This window comes from Haloglomus litoreum, assembly GCF_029338515.1.
In the GTDB taxonomy this organism is placed as follows: domain Archaea; phylum Halobacteriota; class Halobacteria; order Halobacteriales; family Haloarculaceae; genus Haloglomus; species Haloglomus litoreum.
In genome coordinates this window covers 1,132,569-1,150,248 of record NZ_CP119988.1, presented here as the reverse complement: position 1 = coordinate 1,150,248, position 17,680 = coordinate 1,132,569, and the positions used below count along the sequence as shown (strand labels likewise).

Sequence of the window (17,680 nt, the reverse complement as noted above, 5' to 3'; positions counted from 1 at the left end):
GAGGCCGGAGAGGCCGCCCGACAGCCGGCCTCCGTCCGCTCTCCCCTGCGCCCGGGGCGAGGTTCACGCACCCAGGGTCTCGACGGCGACCGACCACTGGAGCGTCTGTCCGTCCTCGGCCGGCCACGCCAGCATACAGGTCGCGACCAGCCCCACCATCCCCTCGTGGCTGCCCTGCCACAGCGGCGCGTAGCCGCCCCCCTCCCCGACCGTCGTGCCCTCGGGGTCGTATCCGACGCGACCGGCCGGGAGTGCCATCGAGACCGAGAGCCCGTCCACGTCCATCCGGGGGGTCGCCACGCCGTAGGCGTCCGTGTCCTCGCTCCGGTAGTCCTGTGCCGGGTCGTAGATCCCCATCGAGGCTCCGTTCGACGGCAGGTCGACGGCCGCCTCGATGCGCTCGACGGTTGCGCCGTCAGCGGCGGTCGGGTCGACCGCGCTCCAGAGCCAGAGCGCGCCACCCGCGGTGCCGTCCTCGCCCCCCGGGAACCGGTGGAAGACCAGCGCGTGGTGGGATTCGAGGCCGCCCTCGTGGTCGAGCGGCTGCGTCCAGCCGCCGCCGAACTCCAGCCCGTGCTCCGGGTCCGGGCCGGCATCGCCGTAGACGCCCAGCGACCCGTAGCGGTCGTGCATCGACGCCTCGAACGGCTCCCACGCCTCCTTCGAGCGGGCGTCGTCCCCCACGATGTCGGCCCCGAACGTGATTCCTCGCCGGCTCTCGACACGGGTCGGGGAGGCGAGGGGGTTCGAACACCCGGCGAGCGCGGCTCCTCCGGCGGCTCCGACCCCCGAGAGGAACGTTCGTCTGTCCATACCCCACGGACGGGCCGTCCATGGAATACGGTCCCGGAATCTCAAACCCCCATTTCACCCTGTGTCGCCGTACCAGTGATGGCCCGCTCCGTCACGCTTACCCCCGCGACCAACCGACTCAGCGTATGCTCACCTTCGTCGGCCTCGGCCTCTGGGACGAACGCTCGGTCACCGTCGAGGGCCGCGACGCCCTCCGCGCGGCGGACCGTGTCTTCGCCGAGTTCTACACCAGCAAGCTCGCCGGCGCGACACTCGCCGACCTCGAAGCCGAACACGATATCGCGGTCGAGGTCCGCGACCGTGAGGGCGTCGAACAGGACCCCGAGCCCATCCTCGACGCCGCCGAGTCGGGGGACGCCGTCTTCTGCACCGCGGGCGACACGATGATCGCCACCACGCACGTCGACCTGCGCCTGCGTGCCCACGAGCGCGGCATCGAGACGCGCGTCGTCCACGGTACCACGGCGGCAGCGGCCGCGGCCTCGCTGACTGGCCTGCAGAACTACCGTTTCGGGAAGGCGACGACGCTCCCGTTCCCGTACGCGCACGGCGGCGACGACGTGCCCGCGAGCGTGCTCGACACCGTCGACGCGAACCGCGAGCGCGGGCTCCACACGCTCTGCTTCCTCGACATCAAGGTCGACCACGAACTCGTCGAGGAGGACGAGTACATGGCCGCGAGCACCGCCGCCGGGTTGCTGACCGAGGCGGGCCGGGGCGACGACCTCGGCGTCGTCGTCGCACGGGCCGGCAGCCCCGACCCGGTCGTCGCGGCCGACCGCCTGTCGGCGCTCGCGGAGCGGGACTTCGGCGACCCGCTCCACCTGCTCGTGCTACCGGGCGAGTTGCACTACATCGAACGGGACGCACTGGTGGAGCTGGCGGGCGCGCCCGTCGAACTGGCCGACGAGCGACTGGCCTGAGTCAGTCCCCGCCGTCGGCACGGACCGCCCCCGGCTCCGGCTCGGGGTCGTCGCTCGTCCCCTCGACATCCAGCGCCGCGCCGAGGTCGTACTCGCTCCCCGTGAGGACGTACAGCACGTCCTCGACGACGGTCAGCACCTCCGGTAGCTCGCGGACGACGAGGTAGGTGACGGCGACCAGCGCCACGACCGACAGCGACTGGGCGAGCACACGGTCGGCCAGGAAGTACGACACCATCCGCGGGTCGGTGGTCCCGAACAGGTCCATCACCTGCGGGACGAACCACTGCATCCGCTGCTGGCCGAACGCGAGGCCGATGAAGACGTTGCGGACGAGGTTCAGCGCGTAGATGACGGGGACCGAGACGGCGAACGCGCGGGCCTTCCGGCGGAGCGGCGCCCGGACGGCGACGATGAGCCCCGCGAAGATGGCCATGCTCCCCAGCCCCGTGCACGCCAGCCGGATGGTGTACGTGATGGGGTACTGACCGTCGTGGAGCCAGAAGAAGGTGTTCCGGTAGTCGTAGTAGCCCCGCGCGTCGCTGAAGCTCCGGGCGCGGGCAGCCGACCAGTCGTACTGGGCGGCGATGCGTTCGGTCGCCTCCGACCACGTCAGCACCGTCGGGTCCTGGCCGAGCAGCGCCATCAGGAACTCCGTCTGTGACGTGACGATCTCGATGAGCGGCCGCCGGAGGACGGCGAGCGCCTCGAACGGCATGAAGACGGCCCCCATCCCGGCGACGGCCCGCGAGAGGACGAACAGCGAGTCGCGGCCCTGGAGGAGGAGGTAGCCGACGTAGACGGAGATGGGGACGGCGGCGAGGCTGCCGATCCCCTCGATGAGCGACTTCTGCTCGAACGCGAAGTGGTGGACCAGCGTGAACCAGAACAGCGCGAACAGGAGCCACGCCCCCACCAGCACGTAGCGCGCGGGCTCGCGGGCCCGGAGCTCGAGAAGGCTGCCGCCGACGAAGGCCGCCACGACCAGCCACGCGAGCGGGTCCGACAGCGCCCCCAGCGCGTCGAGTCCCGACAGGAGCGCCGCGGCCGGTCCACTCATCGCTCCACCGTTGGGAAATTCCACCTATAGCTCTTGCCCGGGAGGACACCGGGGGTACATGAGGCGAGACGGTGCGACGGCCCGGGCATCGTCAGTCGTCGTCGGAGTGGCCGACGGTCTCGGAGTCCCCCGGGGGGGCCGCCGTCGTCCGGTCGGAGTCGGCCTCCAGCCCGAGCGCCTCCGCGGTGTGGAACTCGCGGTAGGTGACGACGTAGAGCGCGTCGTCCAGCACGCCCGCGAGTTCCGGGAGCGCCCGGACGACGGGGTACGTGATGAGCACGAGCGCGACCACGGAGGCGGACTGGGAGATGACCTTGTCGGCGAGGTAGAACGACACCAGCCCCACCTCGTCCGGCTGGATGCCGAACAGGGCCGACACCTGCGGGACCGCGACCTGGAACCACTGCTTGCCGAACGCGACCGCGATGAACGCGTTCCGGACGAGGTTGAGCACCCAGATGACCGGGACGCTGATGGCGAAGGCGGCCAGTTTCCGGCGGAGCGGCGCACGGACGGCGGCGATGAGCCCCGCGAAGATGGCCATGCTTCCCAGCCCCGTACAGGCGAGGACGATGAACGTCTCGTACGTGTTCCCGTCCGTGTTGAAGACGAACGTGTTGCGGAGGCCCTCCTCGCCCGTCGCGACAGTGGGGTCGTAGCCAGCGGCCTCGATGAGCACGTTGGTCTGCGCCGTCGTCGTCTCGATGAGCGACCCGTAGATCCACGGGATGGTCGTCGCGGGCAGGTAGATGAGCCCCATCACCGCGACCCCGCGGGTGAGGACGAGCAGGGACTCGCGACCCCGGTAGAGGAGGTACGCCGCCGACAGCGAGGCAGGGACGGCGAGCGCACTGAGAACGCCTTCGATGGCGCTCTTCTCGACGAGCAGGAACTGCGGAATGAGCGCCAGCCAGAACACCGCGAACAGGGCCCACGCGCCCGCGGCGGCGAGACTCGCCGTCCGGCGGTCGCGCAGCTCCGCGAGCACCGCCACGACGAACGCGGCGATGGACACCCAGGCCAGCGCGTCGGTCAGCGCCTGCGACACGGGTGAGTGGTCGTCGTGCCGGGATATACCGCTTGTGGCTGGCCTCGGGGCGTGTGCACGACCGGCACGGCCCGGTCAGCCGCTGCTCCACCAGCGCAACTCCGTCGCGCGGTGGCGGCTGGTGTAGCCGTTCAGCCCCTCGCCCATGACGCCACGCAGGTTGAGATCGTCGTACAGCGTCGTGTGGGTGTAATCGACGAACGTCATCGGGACGACGAGGTCGCCGTCCCGGCGCGTCACGGTCGCCAGCGCGGTGTAGACGTGCTTGTGGCGCTCGTCGAACACCTTGCACGCGGCGACCGGCGGGGACTGGTCGAGGGCGGGCTGGGCGTGGAACGCCTGCACCGACCGGAAGGTGAACTCGTAGCAGAACATCCCGCTCGTCTCGCCGCTCGCCAGCGCCTCGAACGAGGTGGGCGACTCGAAGTACCGGCGCAGGTCCGCCGCACCCATGATGACGTTGTCCTCGACGGAGCCGGCCGCGTACCGCGGCAGGTCGTAGTAGGTGTGCTCGCGGAACGCCTCGGCCAGCGCCGGGGCCAGCGCCACGGGCTCGGAGGGGTGGACGCCGACGAACGCGGCGACCGCCGCCGGGTCCACCTCCCGGAGGATGGCGCGCATCAGGCCCGTCGTCGCCGGACGTGCCGTCCCCTCGGCCGCGGCCGCCCCGAACTCGTCGAACGGCAGCGGCTCGTACCGCACCGCGCCCTCGCGGAACGCCCGGATGTCGGCCACGGCCTGCTCGGCGGCGTCCGGGTCGACGCCGACCGCCGCCGCGGCCTCGCGCGCACGCTCGGGCGTCGTCTCCCCGACGATGAACGACCGGCTCCCGGCGCCCCGGAGCGACAGCCGCTCCCCGCCGTTGGACAGTTCGATGCGACCGCCCGGAACCTCGACCCACCGGTCGTTCCAGGCGAAGGGCGCCGAGACGAGCGACGCCATCGACTGCTCGGTGAGGTTCGTCCCCGTGACGACACCGTAGCCGACGACGACGTTGTCGAGGGCCTTCGCGGCCCCGACCCCCACGACGGCCGCGCCCAGACGTTTCAGCCACGTCCGTCGGCCGACCCCCTCGCTCCCCGACTCGCCCGGGAGCCACCGCTCGTCGGTCGTCCGCGACCGGTGGAACTGACGGAGGGCCTGCCGCCGGTTCATGTCAGAAGGGGTGTCCCTCGGCGGTAAGTATCTTCCTGGCCGGGAGCCGCTCGACCCGCCCGTTTTTGCGCCACCCGCCCCTCGACTCCGATATGAGCGACCTGCACGACCACGGGTTCAAGGAGGTGACCCGGGTGGCCCCCGCCCGCGAACGGCTCCGCGAGGCCGTGACACCCGTCGACCGGACGGACACGGTCCCCCTGTCGGCCGCCGAGGGGCGGGCGCTGGCCGAGCCGGTCGACGCCCGGCACGCGGTCCCGGACTACCACCGCGCCGCGATGGACGGGTTCGCCGTCCGGGCCGCGGACACGTTCGGCGCCAGCGACCGCGCGCCGGAGGTCCTGCGCGAGGTGGGCGACGACGAGGGGACCGACCCCGAGGACGCCAGCGTCGGCCCGGGTGAGGCAACCCGCGTCCACACCGGGAGTGCGCTGCCCGATGGCGCCGATGCCGTCGTGATGGTCGAACAGACCGACCTGTTCGCCGGGGAGGTGGAGGTGTTCGACGCCGTGGCCGAGGGCGAGAACGTCGCACCCCCCGGCGAGGACGTCGAGGAGGGACAGCGACTCTACGACCCCGGCCACCAGCTCCGGCCGTCGGACCTGGGCCTGCTCAAATCCTGTGGCGTCCGACGCGTGCGGGTCCACGACCGGCCCATGGTCGGTGTCATCCCGACCGGCGAGGAGGTCGTCGAACGCGACCCCGGTCCGGGCGAGGTGGTCGAGACGAACGGCCTCACGGTCTCCCGGTACGTCGAGCGCTGGGGCGGCGCGGCGACCTACCGCAACACCGTCACCGACGACCCCGAGGCGCTGCGTGCGGCCATCGAGCGCGACCTCACGAAGGACCTCATCGTCACGACGGGCGGCTCCTCGGTCGGGGAGCGGGACCTCATCCCGGAGGTCGTCGACCGCCTCGGCGAGGTGCTGGTCCACGGGGTCGCCCTGAAGCCGGGCCACCCGTTCGGCTTCGGTGTGGTCCGGGACACGCCGGTCCTGATGCTCCCCGGGTATCCGGTCGCCTGTATCGTCAACGCCGTCCAGTTCCTCCGGCCGGCCATCAAGTGGGCTGGCCAGATGCCGCTCCGCGAGCATCCGACGCGGACGGCGACGCTGACACGGAAGCTTCCCAGCGAACCGGGCGTCAAGACGTTCGCGCGGGTCACGGTGGCGGAGTCGGGCGAAGGGGAGGCCGGACTGGAGGCGACGCCGACGCGCGCCTCCGGGTCCGGCGTCCTGTCCTCCGTGGCGCTGGCCGACGGGTGGGTCGTCGTCCCCGAGGAGACGGAGGGGTACGCGGAGGGCGCGACGGTCCCCGTCGAGGACTGGGAGTACTACGCGTAGCCGCGGCCCCCTTCTCCGGAATCGGGAATCGGGTCGTTGGTATATCTCCGAATAGCGCCACTATCCGGTGGTGATATAGATGAACCTCCGCGCCGTCGGCATCGCCGCGGCGACCGTCGTGGTCGCCCTCGCGGTCGTCGCCGGTGGCTTCCTGTTCCTCCTCGGTGCCCTCGGTGGATTCGGCATCGCCGGCAGCTACAACAGTTACTACCAGTACGACGGGACGCTCGCGACGAACGAGACACTGACCAACGTCACGCTCTACCTCCCGGTTCCCGTCGCGAACGGGACGGCCCTCATCGACGCGGCCAACGTCACGGTGGAGACCGAGGACGGCGCGGCCGACTGGCGGGTCGAACTCGTCGAGACACCCGAGGGCCCGATGCTGGCGCTGACGGCCGACCGCGTCGAGGGTGAGCTCTACTACCTCGTCCACGAGTTCGCCGACAACGGTACGCACCTCGGCTGGGAGAAGGTCCCCGAGGACGAACTCCCGGCCGACATGAGCAACAAGCGGGCGTACGCCGAGCCGACCTACTACCGGTTCTCGGTCTACGTCCCGGTCGAGGACCGCGTCGACGTGGTCGACCCCGTCGCCGGCGCCGCCGTCCTCCGACCGGTCGAGAACCTGACGGCCGACGCCTGCGAGCCGTACTGGCCCGACGACGAGAACGCCGCCTGCACGACGTTCGAGACGCCCGGCTACGTCGCCTACGAGACGACCGACGCCAACGTCGCCCACCTCACGGTGGAGCTCCGTGGCCTGAACGAGTGGGGGTTCGGCCTCAGCAACGGCTTCAACGAGTTCGTCCAGGAGGCGACCCTGCGGATGGCCGGCAGCCAGAGCGGCTGGGTGGCGATGGACGGCGAACTCTACACCGGGATGGGGGACGAGACGCGCTGACGGAGGGCTTCGGGCTCAGCCCTCCAGCCGCAACCGTCGCACCACGAACTGGCGGTCCAGCGCCGCGAGGAACGGCCCCAGCCGCGGGCCCTGGTCCTCGTCGAGGAACAGCCGATAGCCCGCGGTGAAGAAGTCGCCCACGTCCACGTCGTTCCCGCGTGCGGTCTCGTAGACGGCCTCCTGCAGGGCCTCGCCGTCGGGCTCCTCGGCCTCGATGAACTCGGCCAGCTCCGAGAGTGCCGCCTCCGTGTTCGCGTCGAACTCGACGTCGGGCAGGTCCTCGGCGAGCCGGTAGTTGTACTCGTTGTCCGTCCGCACCGCCCAGTTCCGGGCGAGCGGGACGCGGTCGAGCGCGTCGTCGGTGGCCCATGCGGGCGCGTCGTCGGGGATGTGACCCGAGCGCCGGGCCATCGTCTCGCGCAACTCGGCGTCGTCGGTCATCCCCAGTACCGCGGCGAACGTGTAGGCGATGCGCACCCGGTCGGGCCGGACCTCGTCGACGACGAACGGGTAGACGCGCTCGGCGCGCTCGCGCTCGGTCTCGGGGGCCTCGACCTCGCCGAAGTGGACGCGCTCGAAGCGGTCGAACTCGTCGACGAGCTGGTCCAGCGCGTGGATGTCGAAGTCCCGGGCGCGCTTGGGGTCCTTCGCGAAGAAGAAGTGGACCACCTCCAGCTCCAGCAGGTCCAGTACCTCGCCCGCGAGGACGACGTTCCCGGCCGAGGAGGAGAACGGCTCCCCGTTGAGCGTGAACCACTCGTACACCATCGGCACGGGCGGCTGATCGCCGAAGACCGCGCGGGCGATGTGGTCGCCGGAGGGCCAGGACCCCTCGGCGTGGTCCTTGCCGAACGGCTCGAAGTCCACCCCGAGGACGCGCCACTGGGCCGGCCACTCGAACCGCCAGGGGAGCTTGCCCTCGCGGAACGTGGCGATCCCCTCGTGGCCACAGCCCTCGATGGTGTTGTCGCCGGCCTCCATGTCCGTACAGCGGTAGTCGACCGTGCCCGCGTCGAGGTCGATGCTCGTGACGGTCTCGGTCACCTTCCCGCACTCGGCGCAGATGGGGTTGAACGGGACGTAGTCGGCGTCGACCTTGTTCTGGTAGTTGGCCAGCACCTCGCGGGCGGCATCCGCGTTCGCGAGCACCTCGCGCGTGGCGGCCTCCAGGTCGCCGGCCTCGTACAGCTCGGTGTTCGAGACGATCTCGATGTCGACGCCCAGCTGCTCGGCCGACCGCCGGATGAGCTCCGAGAAGTGGTCGCCGTAGGAGTCACAGCAGCCGAACGGGTCCGGAATCGCGGTGTAGGGCTTGCCGAGATTCCGGCCCAGCGCGCCCGCGTCCTCGACCTCGCCGAGGCCGACGACGTTCCCGTCGAGGTCGGCCAGCTTCCGGGGCACCTTCCGCAGCGGGTCACGGTCGTCCGTGGTGAACACCTGCCGGACCTCGTGGCCGCGCTCGCGGAGCACCTCGGCGACGAAGTACCCCCGCATCACCTCGTTCATGTTGCCGAGGTGGGGCACTCCTGACGGCGAGATGCCGCCCTTCACCACGATGGGGGCGTCCGGGTCGCGCTCGCCCGCCTCGATCGCCGCCTCGACCCGTGCCTCGACGGCATCCGCGACCGCGTCGGCCCAGAAGGCGTGCTGACGGTCGCTCTCGGCCAGCGTGTGGGGCGAGCGCGCCTCGAACGACTCCGCGTCGAGCGGGACGTCCACGGTGCCGGTTGGGGCGTCGACCGCGTCGTCGCCCTCGTCGCTCACGACTCCACCTCCGCGTCCGGGACGATCTCCGTGCCGTCGAACTCGCCCTCGGCGACGGCCTGGCGGACCCGTTCGGGGTCCTCGCCGTCGAGGACGAGCGTCCGGGTTCCGGAGCGCTGGACCAGCTTCGCGGCGAGCAGGTCGATGGGTGCGTTCGAGCCCGCCGAGCCCAGCGAGCCGCCCGAGGCGACGAGTTCCACGAGGTCCGCCGCAGGCAAGCGGTCGTAGCGCTCGGCGTCGGGGTCCTCGTTGGGGTCGGCGTCGAACACGCCCGGGACCGACGTGGCGTAGACCAGCAGGTCCGCCTCGACGTACTCGGCGAGGGCCGCGGCGACGGCGTCGGTGGTCTGGCCGGGAACGACACCGCCCATCACGACGAGCCCATCGCGGCGGAGCGACTCCGCGGCCGCGTCGTACTCCTCGGGCGGCTTGACGGGCCCCTCCATCGCGGCACCGAGGAGGCGGGCGTTCAGCCGCGTGACGCCGATGCCGAGCTGGTCCAGTTCGATCTCGTTGCCACCGAGCTGACGGGCCGCGTCGATGTACTCGCGCGCGACGCGCCCGCCACCGACGACCGCGGCCACCTCGTGCTCCGCGGCGAGGGCCCCCAGCACGTCGCCGTACGCGGCGACCCGGTCGGCGGCCAGGTCCGGCGCGAGGACGCTCCCCCCGACGGAGACGACTACCTTCATATCCCGGCCTACCCCCGGCCGGTCGGTTAACCTTCCGCTTAACGTCCGATTATCCCGTGGATACAAGCCCGCAGCCGCCCTGGCATCGAGTATGCAGGCAGTTGCCATCTGTGGGCCCGGCGCGGACCGGCTGGCCGGCCGGCTGGCCGACGCGCTTGAGGGTCGGGTCGGTGTCGTCCGGCAGGTCGTCGAGGACGGGGGAGCCATGACCCGCGCGGAGGGCGCCGACACCACCTACCGCCTCGGCGCCGAGACGTGGGAGGCGACAGGACCCGCCCCGTCCCTGCGGGACGCCATCGAGCGCCTCGCCCCCGACCACGACCACGCGCTCGCCGTCGGCTTCCCGGAGGCCGACCTCCCGACGGTCGTCGTCGGCGACGACGAGCCACCCGGCGAGGTCATCGCCCGGGTGGCCGAGCCGGACGGCCCGACCGCGGACCTCGTGGCCGCCATCGAGGACACGGAACCGTTCGAGACGCTGGAATCGCTCGTCGCCGAGGTGAAGCGCGCCCCCGACGCCGACCGGTCGGGCGCCATCGCCACCTTCACCGGCCGCGTCCGGGCACGCGACGACCCGGACGACGACCGGACCCAGTACCTGGAGTTCGAGAAGTACGAGTCGGTCGCCGAGAAGCGGATGCGCGGCCTCGAGGCCGAACTCGCCGAGCGCGAGGGCGTGTTCGAGGTCCGCCTCCACCACCGGACCGGCGTCATCCCGGACGGCGAGGACATCGTCTTCGTGGTCGTCCTCGCCGGCCACCGCGAGGAGGCGTTCCGGACCGTCGAGGACGGCATCGACCGCCTGAAAGAGGAGGTCCCGATCTTCAAGAAGGAGGTCACCGAGACGGAGACGTTCTGGGTCCACGAACGGGAGTGAGCAGCCCCGCCGAACCGTGCGAAACGTTGTCATATAGAGCACCGTCCCGGCGCGCGCGGCCCGCCTGTCGGGCATAAATTCCAGCCATTTTCACCAGAATTCATACGCACGAGAGAACATAACTGATCTACACACTTTTTCGGATATGAAGCGTTCAGAGGCGTCGATAAAAGGTCTCGTCCGATCTGAAAAGATGGTAAAACGAACTCTTTTCGGAATTCGGGGGGCGAAACGAGCCGAAGCAACGGCAAGCGACTCGCCTTTATATGGAGGTGTGGTCGCAAGGCGGGGATGAGGTGTCAGAGATGAGCGCAACCACGCAGTCCCCCTCCGACGACGCGGAGACCGAGAGCAAGTACGAGCGCCTCCAGGCGTACCTCAGCGAGCGCGCCCAGGACGGCGAGCTCTACTTCAAGAGCAAGTTCATCGCGGACGAGGTCGGCCTCTCCGCGAAGGAGATCGGCGCGCTGATGGTGCAACTCCGCGACTCCGCGACGGACCTCGAGATCGAGAAGTGGTCGTACACGAGCGCGACCACCTGGCGCGTGGAACCCGCGTGACAGACGCCTCGTAGTCTCCCTACCCCAACACAGGAGCCCCACCGCCAACACACACGCCCGACTGGTCCCCCACCTCGGGTCCCCGCTGCACACGCGCCGCCGCCGCGGCACACACCCGCGGCAGCACCGGAACTCACAGTTCCCCATGCCGATTAGATTCCTCTATACCCGATTCCCACGATAAATTCGACATTTTGAACGAAATTTCGAGATTGGGAAGTAATGAAGCGATGAGCAAGCGGTCGCAACGGGGATCGGTCGCCCGGGTGACGGAGAGACACGTCGCAGGGCTTCAGGCGTCGAAGTAGAGGTCCGCGATGCGGTCACCCGTCCGCATCGCGAGCGCCTGGCCCGTGTTCGTCGGGTTCGGGCCGCCCAGCCCGTTGGGCAGGACGGAGTGGTCGGCGATGAACAGCCGGTCCACGTCGTAGGCCTCGCAGTTCTCGTCGGCGACGAACCCCATCCGCATCGTGGAGTGGATGTGGATGGCGCTGGGGCCGGCGTCGAGCCGGTGGACGTGGACGTGCTCGTCGGGGGCCAGCCCATCCGGGACGGCGCTGCGGAGGATGTTCGCGCAGCGGCGCGACAGCTCGTCCCGCTTGCGGATGTCGTCCTCGCTCGGGGTGTAGGTGACCTTCGGGACGGCCCCGTGTTCGTCGACGTACCCACCCAGTTCCACGCGGTTGCGCTTCTGGGGCTCGTCGTCGGTCATGATCTGGAGCGAGAGCATCCGGTCGTAGCCGCCCATGAACCGCTTCAGCTCCTCGCCGGCGATGCGTCCGCGGGTGTCCCACGGCTCGTCCGGGTCGGCCTCGATGCCCACATCCTCGAGGACGTCGCTGGTGAACGTCTGCGCCGAGCCCGCGACCGACGAGAGCGCGGTCGTACCGGGGGCGCCACCGAACGTCTGGACGCCGCCGTAGCCCGGCCAGTCGAAGCGTGCGGCGATCTGCTCGCCCGCCCAGGGGTCGAGTTGTTCCTGCCCGATGGCTCCCTTCAGCGCCTCCCTGCTGAACTGGCCGACGATGACCTCGCCGAAGTGGATGGTCAGGCCGCGACCGACCCACTCGCTGCGCGGGAGGGGGGAGTTCAGCCACAGCCGGGGCGTCTCGATGGCGCCCGCGGCGAGGACGACGGCGTCGGCCTCGACGATGCGCGAGTCGCCGCTCCACGTGTCCCGGAAGCGGACCCCACGTGCCTCGATGCTGCCGGGGCCGCCCTCCGGGAGCACCTCCGTCACGAAGGCGTTCGGTCGGATGGTGACGTTTCCCGTCTCGAGTGCCTCGGGGACGAAGCCGATGGCGCTTGACTTCTTGGCCTTCTCCGCGTAGTCCGCGCCGCGCGGGTGTGGGTTGCCGGGGATCTCGGTCCCGACCAGCGTGTGGCCATCGACGCTGTCGGCGCTGTAGTCGTCCGTGTTCCGGCCCTCGTTGGCCCGGAGTTGCTGGTCGGGCCGCGTGATGGCGTTGGGCTGTGGCCGGTAGCCCTCGCCCTCCACGTCGCGGCCCTCCAGCAGGTCGAAGCCCATGTTCGAGGCGCCCTGGTAGTACACCTCCTCCTTCGGCGTCGTCGGGGCGGGCGAGACGTCGAGCTGGTCCTCGACGGTCCGGTAGTACGATTTGTCCGAGCCCACGGGTCCGTCGGCGGCGAGGTCCTCGTAGTCGATGAGCCAGCCCTCGCCGCCCGCAGCGACGCTGTTCTCGTCGAATGCCGCGGGGTACGCCCGGGGATGACAGCCCGTGTAGTGCAGGGTCGTGCCGCCGACGCCGGCGACCTGCAGGATGAGGCCGTCCTCGGGCTGCTCGCGGTACCAGAGCGGCCGCTCGATGTCGGCCGGCCCCCAGACGAGCTTCTCCAGCATCTCCGCCTCCCGGGTGGTGAACTGCTCGTCGAGCAGCTCGCCAGAGAGGTCCTCCGGGTCCGAGGAGACCTTCGCCGTCCCCCCGCTCTCCGTAGGTCGCTCCCACTTCTCGTTGCCGTACCAGGGGCCGGCCTCGAGCACCAGCACGTCGAGGCCGCGCTCGCCCAGTCGCTGTGCGCAGGCGGGACCGTCGCCGCCGGCACCCACCACGATGACGTCGAAGTCGCTGCTGATGTCCGTGCTCATCAGAATCCACCCCCCGTGAACTGGTCCGCAGGAGTCTCGGGAAGCAGGCCGCCCCACGGTCCCTCACTGCCGTCCGCGTCGTCGGACGCCGTGTCCGGCCCATCGTCCCCCGAGTCGTTCCGGGGCCCCGGGCCCCGGGACCGTTGCTTGCCGTAGCCGGTCGCCTCGAACGACTCGTCCAGTTCGTACCCCAGCAGCGCGTCGTGCCCCTCCGTGATACCGGGGTAGCCGGTCTGTGCCCAGCCGAACAACGTGTCGGCCCCCTCGGGCGCGCTGGTGTGCTCGGCGGGGTCGAAGTCGCGCTCGCTGGGCGCGGTGTCGATGAAGTCGTCGTAGGCGTTCATATCGCTGTAGTAGACGATGGGCGGGAACACGACCGCCAGCGCGACCACGAAGCTCCCGGTCCGGCTGTACCGCCCGTTCTCGATGCCGACGGTCTCGCTGACCTGTGCTTCGCCGTCCCCGAGCTGGTTGGCCCGGTTCTCGACGTCGTACAGCGCCCGGAAGCGGTCCTTCCGGGAGAGGCTGGCGAAGGGCCCGCCGGCAGGGCCGAACCGGCCTGGTTCCGGCGTGTCCTCGTTCCCGCCGCGGGCGACGAGTTCGCTCGCCGCCACGTCCAGGATGGCCGCCAGCGCCTGCGAGAGCGGCGCCGTCTCGCCCGTGTTGGCCACCTTCGGGAGGGACACCTCCGGCGACATGAAGTCGTTGAGGATGTCGATGCACATCCCGGTCATGTCGGCGTCGAGCCCACCGTACTGGTGGATGTCGTCGAGCGGCTCGCCGACCTTGTCCCCGGTGACGGGGTCGTCCTGCGTGTTCGGCACAACCGCGTCGATGATGGCGTCGAACGTCGCCACCGTGTGCGGGTCGTGCGGCGCGTCCGTAGTGCCGTCCGGCAGGTCCTCCTCCTCGACCTGCGTCAGCAGGTCCTCGACCTGCTGGAGGACGGGCCCGGGCGTCACCGTCCCTACACCGATTCCCATGCCCGCCAGGCCGCCGAGGAACCCGCGTCGGCTCTGGCTCCGGCGCGAGGGGTGTGCCCGGCGGCTGTCCGTCCCGTCCCCGGTGGCGTGCTCGGTCCGCATCCGCTCCGGCGGAGGGCCGCGCCGTTCGTCCGTTCTGTCGTCGTGCTGTTCGGTCGCCCCGTCCGTGTCCCCGTCGTTGGCTGGTCGTCCTAGCATTGTTCGTCCGGCCCGTCGACCGTCCCACCATCGGCGCGCACGCCGCTCGTGCCAGGGCTCGCGTACGCCGACGCTCACCACCGGCGGCCGACGGGTCGCTCGTACCACTGACATGGGAGAACGACGGCTAACGACTGTCGCCGTCTATGTGGGGACGTATATACGTGGGCCGGCGGACGCCGCGACGGACCGACAGGCGGCGGGCCGACGGCGACCGCGTCCCGCAAGCCTTATGCACAGATGAGTCCGTCAGTGTACAGTAATGGATACCACCGAGGAGCTGGCCCCGGCCGTGCGCTCCATCCTGGCGGCGGCCCGCGAGCGCGGGGGGAGCGACGAGCGGGTGTCGGTCGAACCACGCTCGCTCCCGGACGCGTTCGCCGCCGCCGAGGCAGACGGGCGCGTGCCGGTCATCGCGGAGGTGAAACCGACCTCCCCCACCACCGAGGGCGAGCGCCGCGAGGACCCCGTGGCGCTGGCCGAGGCGATGGTCGAAGGGGGGGCGGCGGCGCTGTCGGTCCTCACCGAGCCCGAGCACTTCGGCGGGTCGACCGAGTCGCTCGAACGGATCCGCGCGGCCGTGGACGTGCCCGTCCTCCGGAAGGACTTCCTGCTGCACGAGGCCCAGCTCGATGCGGTCGAGTCGGACGTCGTGTTGCTCATCGCGCGCTTCCTCGGTGACGACCTCGAACCGATGCTGGAAGCGGCCCGCGAGCGCGGCTTCCAGGTGCTCGTCGAGGTCCACGATACCGAGGAACTGGAGCGGGCGCTCGCGGCCGGCGCGGACATCGTCGGCGTGAACAACCGCGACCTCGCCGCGCTGGAGGTGGACCTCTCCACCTTCGAGGGCGTCGCGGACGCGCTGCCGGCGAGCGAGCGGGCAAACGTCACCCTGATTGCGGAGAGCGGCATCGGTACCGTCGAGGACGCCGCGCGGATGCGGGCGGCCGGCGCCGACGGGCTGCTGGTCGGCTCGGCCATCATGGACGGCGACGTCCGCGCGAACACGGCACGACTGACGACACCCGCCGAGGGTGCCGATCCATCATGAGCGAGCAACAACGACGCGGCGGCGACGGGAAGTTCGGGCGCTACGGCGGCCAGTACGTCCCGGAGGCACTGATGCCGGCCATCGAGGAACTGACCGACGCCTACGAGCGCTACGTCCTCGAGAACGAGGACGGCTTCATGGACGAGTTCCGCGAGCGCCTGCGGGACTTCGGGGGTCGACCCACCCCGCTGGGCCGGGCCGACCAGTTGAGCGAGCGCTACGGCGTCGAGGTGTACTTAAAGCGCGAGGACCTGCTCCACGGCGGCGCACACAAGCTCAACAACGCGCTCGGGCAGTGTCTGCTGGCGAAGTACATGGGCAAGGAGCGCATCGTCGCCGAAACGGGCGCGGGACAGCACGGGACCGCGACGGCGATGGCGGCCGCACACCTGGATATGCCCTGCGAGATCTACATGGGCCGGCGCGACATCAACCGGCAGCGACCCAACGTCTTCCGGATGCGCATCAACGGCGCCGAGGTCAATCCCGTGGACATCGGCCGCGGGACGCTGAAGGAGGCCATCAACGAGACGATGCGCGACTGGGCGACGACGGTGGAGACGACCCACTACGTCATCGGGAGTGTCGTCGGCCCACACCCGTTCCCGTCGATGGTCCGTGACTTCCACCGGCCCATCAGTGCAGAGACGAAGCGCCAGTCCGTCGAGGCGTTCGGGCAGCTCCCGGACGCCGTCGTCGCCTGTGCGGGCGGCGGCTCGAACACGATGGGCATCTTCTCGGAGTTCGTCGACCCCGGGGGACTGCCCGGCACCGACCCGGCGAACAACGAGCCCGGCGCCGAGGACGACGTCGACCTGTACGCCGTCGAGGCGGGCGGCTCCTCGCTGGCAGTCGACGAGGCACGCGGCGTCGCACCCAACTCGGCGTCGCTCTCGACCGGCACCGAGGGGGTGCTCCACGGCGCCCGGACGAAGGTCCTGCAGGACGGCGACGGGCAGATCATGGAGTCCCACTCCGTCTCCTCGGGGCTGGACTACGCCGGTGTCGGGCCCGAACTCGCGAACCTCGTCGACGAGGGGCGCGTCGAGGCCGTGAACGTCGACGACGACGCGGCGCTGGAGGCGTTCCACCGGCTCTCACAGGACGAGGGCATCATCCCGGCCCTGGAGACCGCCCACGCGCTGGCCTATCTCGAGGAACACGACGACCCCACGGAACTCGGGGAGTACGTCGTCGTCAACGTCTCCGGGCGCGGGGACAAGGACCTCGAGTCGGCCATCGAGGAGACCGCGAAGCGCGACCTCCCGAACGCCCCGGAGATGGACGTGTTCGACGAGCACGGGGGCCTGCGATGAGCGACGAGCCGATGGGCGGCGCGGGGCAGAGCCGCATCCCCGAGGCCTTCGACGGCGAACCCGCCTTCGTCCCCTACCTCGCCGCGGGCGACCCGAACTACGAGGCCTCCCTCGAGTACGTCGAGGCGCTCGCCCGCGCCGGCGCGGACTGCATCGAACTGGGGCTGCCGTTCTCCGAGCCCATCGCCGAGGGGCCGACCATCCAGCAGGCCGTCGTCCGGTCGCTGGAGGGCGGGATGACCGTCGAGCGCTACTTCGAGTTCGTCTCGGACCTCGACGTGGACGTGCCGCTGGTCTGCATGACCTACTACAACCTCATCTACCGCTACGGCGAGGCCGAGGGGCCCGAACCGTTCGTCGAGCGCGCCGCCGCAGAGGGCATCGACGGCTTCGTCGTGCCCGACCTGCCGGCCGAGGAGGCCGGCCCGCTGCGCGAGGCCTGCGACGAGCACGGGCGCGATCTCGTCTCCATCGTGGCGCCGACGACGGGCGAGGAGCGGCTCCAGCGACTCGTGGACCTCGCCTCGGGCTACCTCTACATCCAGGCGCGACTGGGCGTGACGGGTGCCCGCCAGAGCGTCTCCGACCGCACGGCCGAGTCGCTCGCGCGCGTCGCGGAGACGGGCACCGACCTCCCACGCGCCGTGGGCTTCGGCATCTCCTCGTTCGAGCAGGCGCGCGACGTCATCGCGGCGGGCGCCGACGGCGTCATCGTCGGGAGCGCGCTCGTCGACATCGTCGCCGAGGGCCACGAGGCGGACCGGCCGGTCGCGGAGACCGCCGACCGACTGGAGGAACTCGGCCGGGAACTGAAGGAGGGTGCGCTGGCGGGCGCCGGGACGGAAGCGTCGCAGGCGGACTGAACGGCCTGGTTCCGTCCGAAGCG

Annotated in this window: 16 protein-coding genes; 8 read left to right on the top strand and 8 right to left on the bottom strand. The window is 70.7% G+C overall.

The features are described 5' to 3' along the window. Positions 1-63 precede the first annotated feature (63 nt). Positions 64-813 (bottom strand): twin-arginine translocation signal domain-containing protein, encoded by a 750-nt coding sequence (locus P2T62_RS05745; RefSeq protein ID WP_276260527.1) that lies wholly within the window; start codon positions 811-813, stop codon positions 64-66. 125 nt (positions 814-938) lie between these two features. On the opposite strand from P2T62_RS05745, the gene dph5 reads away from it, so the two are divergent. Next, on the top strand, positions 939-1,736 hold the full coding sequence (gene dph5 / locus P2T62_RS05740; protein WP_276260526.1) for a diphthine synthase: 798 nt from the start codon (positions 939-941) through the stop codon (positions 1,734-1,736). 1 nt (position 1,737) lies between these two features. On the opposite strand, the gene artA (P2T62_RS05735) is transcribed toward dph5, so the two are convergent. The 3 genes from artA (P2T62_RS05735) to P2T62_RS05725 form a co-directional block, all read right to left on the bottom strand. Continuing rightward, a complete protein-coding gene (gene artA, locus P2T62_RS05735) occupies positions 1,738-2,796 on the bottom strand; it encodes an archaeosortase A (protein ID WP_276260525.1) in 1,059 nt (352 codons plus the stop codon). A gap of 91 nt (positions 2,797-2,887) precedes the next feature. Then, positions 2,888-3,844, bottom strand: coding sequence for an archaeosortase A (artA, locus tag P2T62_RS05730; protein ID WP_276260524.1), 957 nt, complete (start codon positions 3,842-3,844; stop codon positions 2,888-2,890). Between the two features lie 75 nt (positions 3,845-3,919). Next, positions 3,920-4,999, bottom strand: coding sequence for a hypothetical protein (locus P2T62_RS05725; protein ID WP_276260523.1), 1,080 nt, complete (start codon positions 4,997-4,999; stop codon positions 3,920-3,922). Positions 5,000-5,091: 92 nt separating this feature from the next. Here P2T62_RS05725 and P2T62_RS05720 point away from each other — a divergent pair, with 92 nt between their 5' ends. Together P2T62_RS05720 and P2T62_RS05715 are read left to right on the top strand one after the other, a co-directional pair. Continuing rightward, on the top strand, positions 5,092-6,342 hold the full coding sequence (locus P2T62_RS05720) for a molybdopterin molybdotransferase MoeA (protein ID WP_276260522.1): 1,251 nt from the start codon (positions 5,092-5,094) through the stop codon (positions 6,340-6,342). Positions 6,343-6,421: 79 nt separating this feature from the next. Then, a complete protein-coding gene (locus tag P2T62_RS05715) occupies positions 6,422-7,246 on the top strand; it encodes a hypothetical protein (protein WP_276260521.1) in 825 nt (274 codons plus the stop codon). Between the two features lie 15 nt (positions 7,247-7,261). On the opposite strand, the gene lysS is transcribed toward P2T62_RS05715, so the two are convergent. Continuing rightward, the gene (lysS, locus tag P2T62_RS05710; RefSeq protein ID WP_420028414.1) at positions 7,262-9,010 is read right to left on the bottom strand and encodes a lysine--tRNA ligase; all 1,749 of its coding nucleotides are present in this window, start codon (positions 9,008-9,010) and stop codon (positions 7,262-7,264) included. Next, positions 9,007-9,702, bottom strand: a complete 696-nt coding sequence (gene pyrH, locus P2T62_RS05705; RefSeq protein WP_276260520.1) for a UMP kinase — start codon at positions 9,700-9,702, stop codon at positions 9,007-9,009. Before pyrH ends, lysS begins: the two co-directional genes overlap by 4 nt. A gap of 91 nt (positions 9,703-9,793) precedes the next feature. Here pyrH and P2T62_RS05700 point away from each other — a divergent pair, with 91 nt between their 5' ends. Together P2T62_RS05700 and P2T62_RS05695 are read left to right on the top strand one after the other, a co-directional pair. After that, the gene (locus P2T62_RS05700) at positions 9,794-10,579 is read left to right on the top strand and encodes a molybdopterin synthase (RefSeq protein WP_276260519.1); all 786 of its coding nucleotides are present in this window, start codon (positions 9,794-9,796) and stop codon (positions 10,577-10,579) included. Positions 10,580-10,884: 305 nt separating this feature from the next. Further along, positions 10,885-11,139: a DUF7123 family protein gene (locus P2T62_RS05695; protein ID WP_276260518.1), complete on the top strand. Its 255-nt coding sequence runs from the start codon at positions 10,885-10,887 to the stop codon at positions 11,137-11,139. A gap of 292 nt (positions 11,140-11,431) precedes the next feature. On the opposite strand, the gene P2T62_RS05690 is transcribed toward P2T62_RS05695, so the two are convergent. Both P2T62_RS05690 and P2T62_RS05685 read right to left on the bottom strand, forming a co-directional pair. Continuing rightward, on the bottom strand, positions 11,432-13,246 hold the full coding sequence (locus P2T62_RS05690) for a GMC oxidoreductase (RefSeq protein WP_276260517.1): 1,815 nt from the start codon (positions 13,244-13,246) through the stop codon (positions 11,432-11,434). Then, complete coding sequence (locus tag P2T62_RS05685) at positions 13,246-14,427, bottom strand: twin-arginine translocation signal domain-containing protein (RefSeq protein ID WP_276260516.1); 1,182 nt, start codon at positions 14,425-14,427, stop codon at positions 13,246-13,248. The genes P2T62_RS05690 and P2T62_RS05685 overlap by 1 nt, the downstream gene beginning before the upstream one ends. A 262-nt stretch (positions 14,428-14,689) precedes the next feature. Between P2T62_RS05685 and trpC the strand changes: the two genes are divergently transcribed. From trpC to trpA, 3 genes are read left to right on the top strand one after another with little or no spacing between them, the layout of a single operon-like run. Further along, positions 14,690-15,478 carry an indole-3-glycerol phosphate synthase gene (gene trpC / locus P2T62_RS05680; RefSeq protein WP_276260515.1) on the top strand — a complete coding sequence of 263 codons (789 nt, stop codon included), beginning with the start codon at positions 14,690-14,692 and terminating at the stop codon, positions 15,476-15,478. Then, positions 15,475-16,794, top strand: a complete 1,320-nt coding sequence (gene trpB, locus P2T62_RS05675; protein WP_276260514.1) for a tryptophan synthase subunit beta — start codon at positions 15,475-15,477, stop codon at positions 16,792-16,794. The genes trpC and trpB overlap by 4 nt, the downstream gene beginning before the upstream one ends. Beyond that, the gene (trpA, locus tag P2T62_RS05670; RefSeq protein WP_420028413.1) at positions 16,791-17,657 is read left to right on the top strand and encodes a tryptophan synthase subunit alpha; all 867 of its coding nucleotides are present in this window, start codon (positions 16,791-16,793) and stop codon (positions 17,655-17,657) included. Before trpB ends, trpA begins: the two co-directional genes overlap by 4 nt. Positions 17,658-17,680: the final 23 nt, after the last annotated feature.

Bases quoted from the DNA above. Each gene is read 5' to 3' on its own strand.
- P2T62_RS05745 (WP_276260527.1), bottom strand. From the start codon at position 813: ATGGACAGACGAACGTTCCTCTCGGGGGTCGGAGCCGCCGGAGGAGCC.
- dph5 (WP_276260526.1), top strand. From the start codon at position 939: ATGCTCACCTTCGTCGGCCTCGGCCTCTGGGACGAACGCTCGGTCACC.
- artA (WP_276260525.1), bottom strand. From the start codon at position 2,796: ATGAGTGGACCGGCCGCGGCGCTCCTGTCGGGACTCGACGCGCTGGGG.
- P2T62_RS05725 (WP_276260523.1), bottom strand. From the start codon at position 4,999: ATGAACCGGCGGCAGGCCCTCCGTCAGTTCCACCGGTCGCGGACGACC.
- P2T62_RS05720 (WP_276260522.1), top strand. From the start codon at position 5,092: ATGAGCGACCTGCACGACCACGGGTTCAAGGAGGTGACCCGGGTGGCC.
- P2T62_RS05715 (WP_276260521.1), top strand. From the start codon at position 6,422: ATGAACCTCCGCGCCGTCGGCATCGCCGCGGCGACCGTCGTGGTCGCC.
- pyrH (WP_276260520.1), bottom strand. From the start codon at position 9,702: ATGAAGGTAGTCGTCTCCGTCGGGGGGAGCGTCCTCGCGCCGGACCTG.
- P2T62_RS05700 (WP_276260519.1), top strand. From the start codon at position 9,794: ATGCAGGCAGTTGCCATCTGTGGGCCCGGCGCGGACCGGCTGGCCGGC.
- P2T62_RS05695 (WP_276260518.1), top strand. From the start codon at position 10,885: ATGAGCGCAACCACGCAGTCCCCCTCCGACGACGCGGAGACCGAGAGC.
- P2T62_RS05690 (WP_276260517.1), bottom strand. From the start codon at position 13,246: ATGAGCACGGACATCAGCAGCGACTTCGACGTCATCGTGGTGGGTGCC.
- P2T62_RS05685 (WP_276260516.1), bottom strand. From the start codon at position 14,427: ATGCTAGGACGACCAGCCAACGACGGGGACACGGACGGGGCGACCGAA.
- trpC (WP_276260515.1), top strand. From the start codon at position 14,690: ATGGATACCACCGAGGAGCTGGCCCCGGCCGTGCGCTCCATCCTGGCG.
- trpB (WP_276260514.1), top strand. From the start codon at position 15,475: ATGAGCGAGCAACAACGACGCGGCGGCGACGGGAAGTTCGGGCGCTAC.
- trpA (WP_420028413.1), top strand. From the start codon at position 16,791: ATGAGCGACGAGCCGATGGGCGGCGCGGGGCAGAGCCGCATCCCCGAG.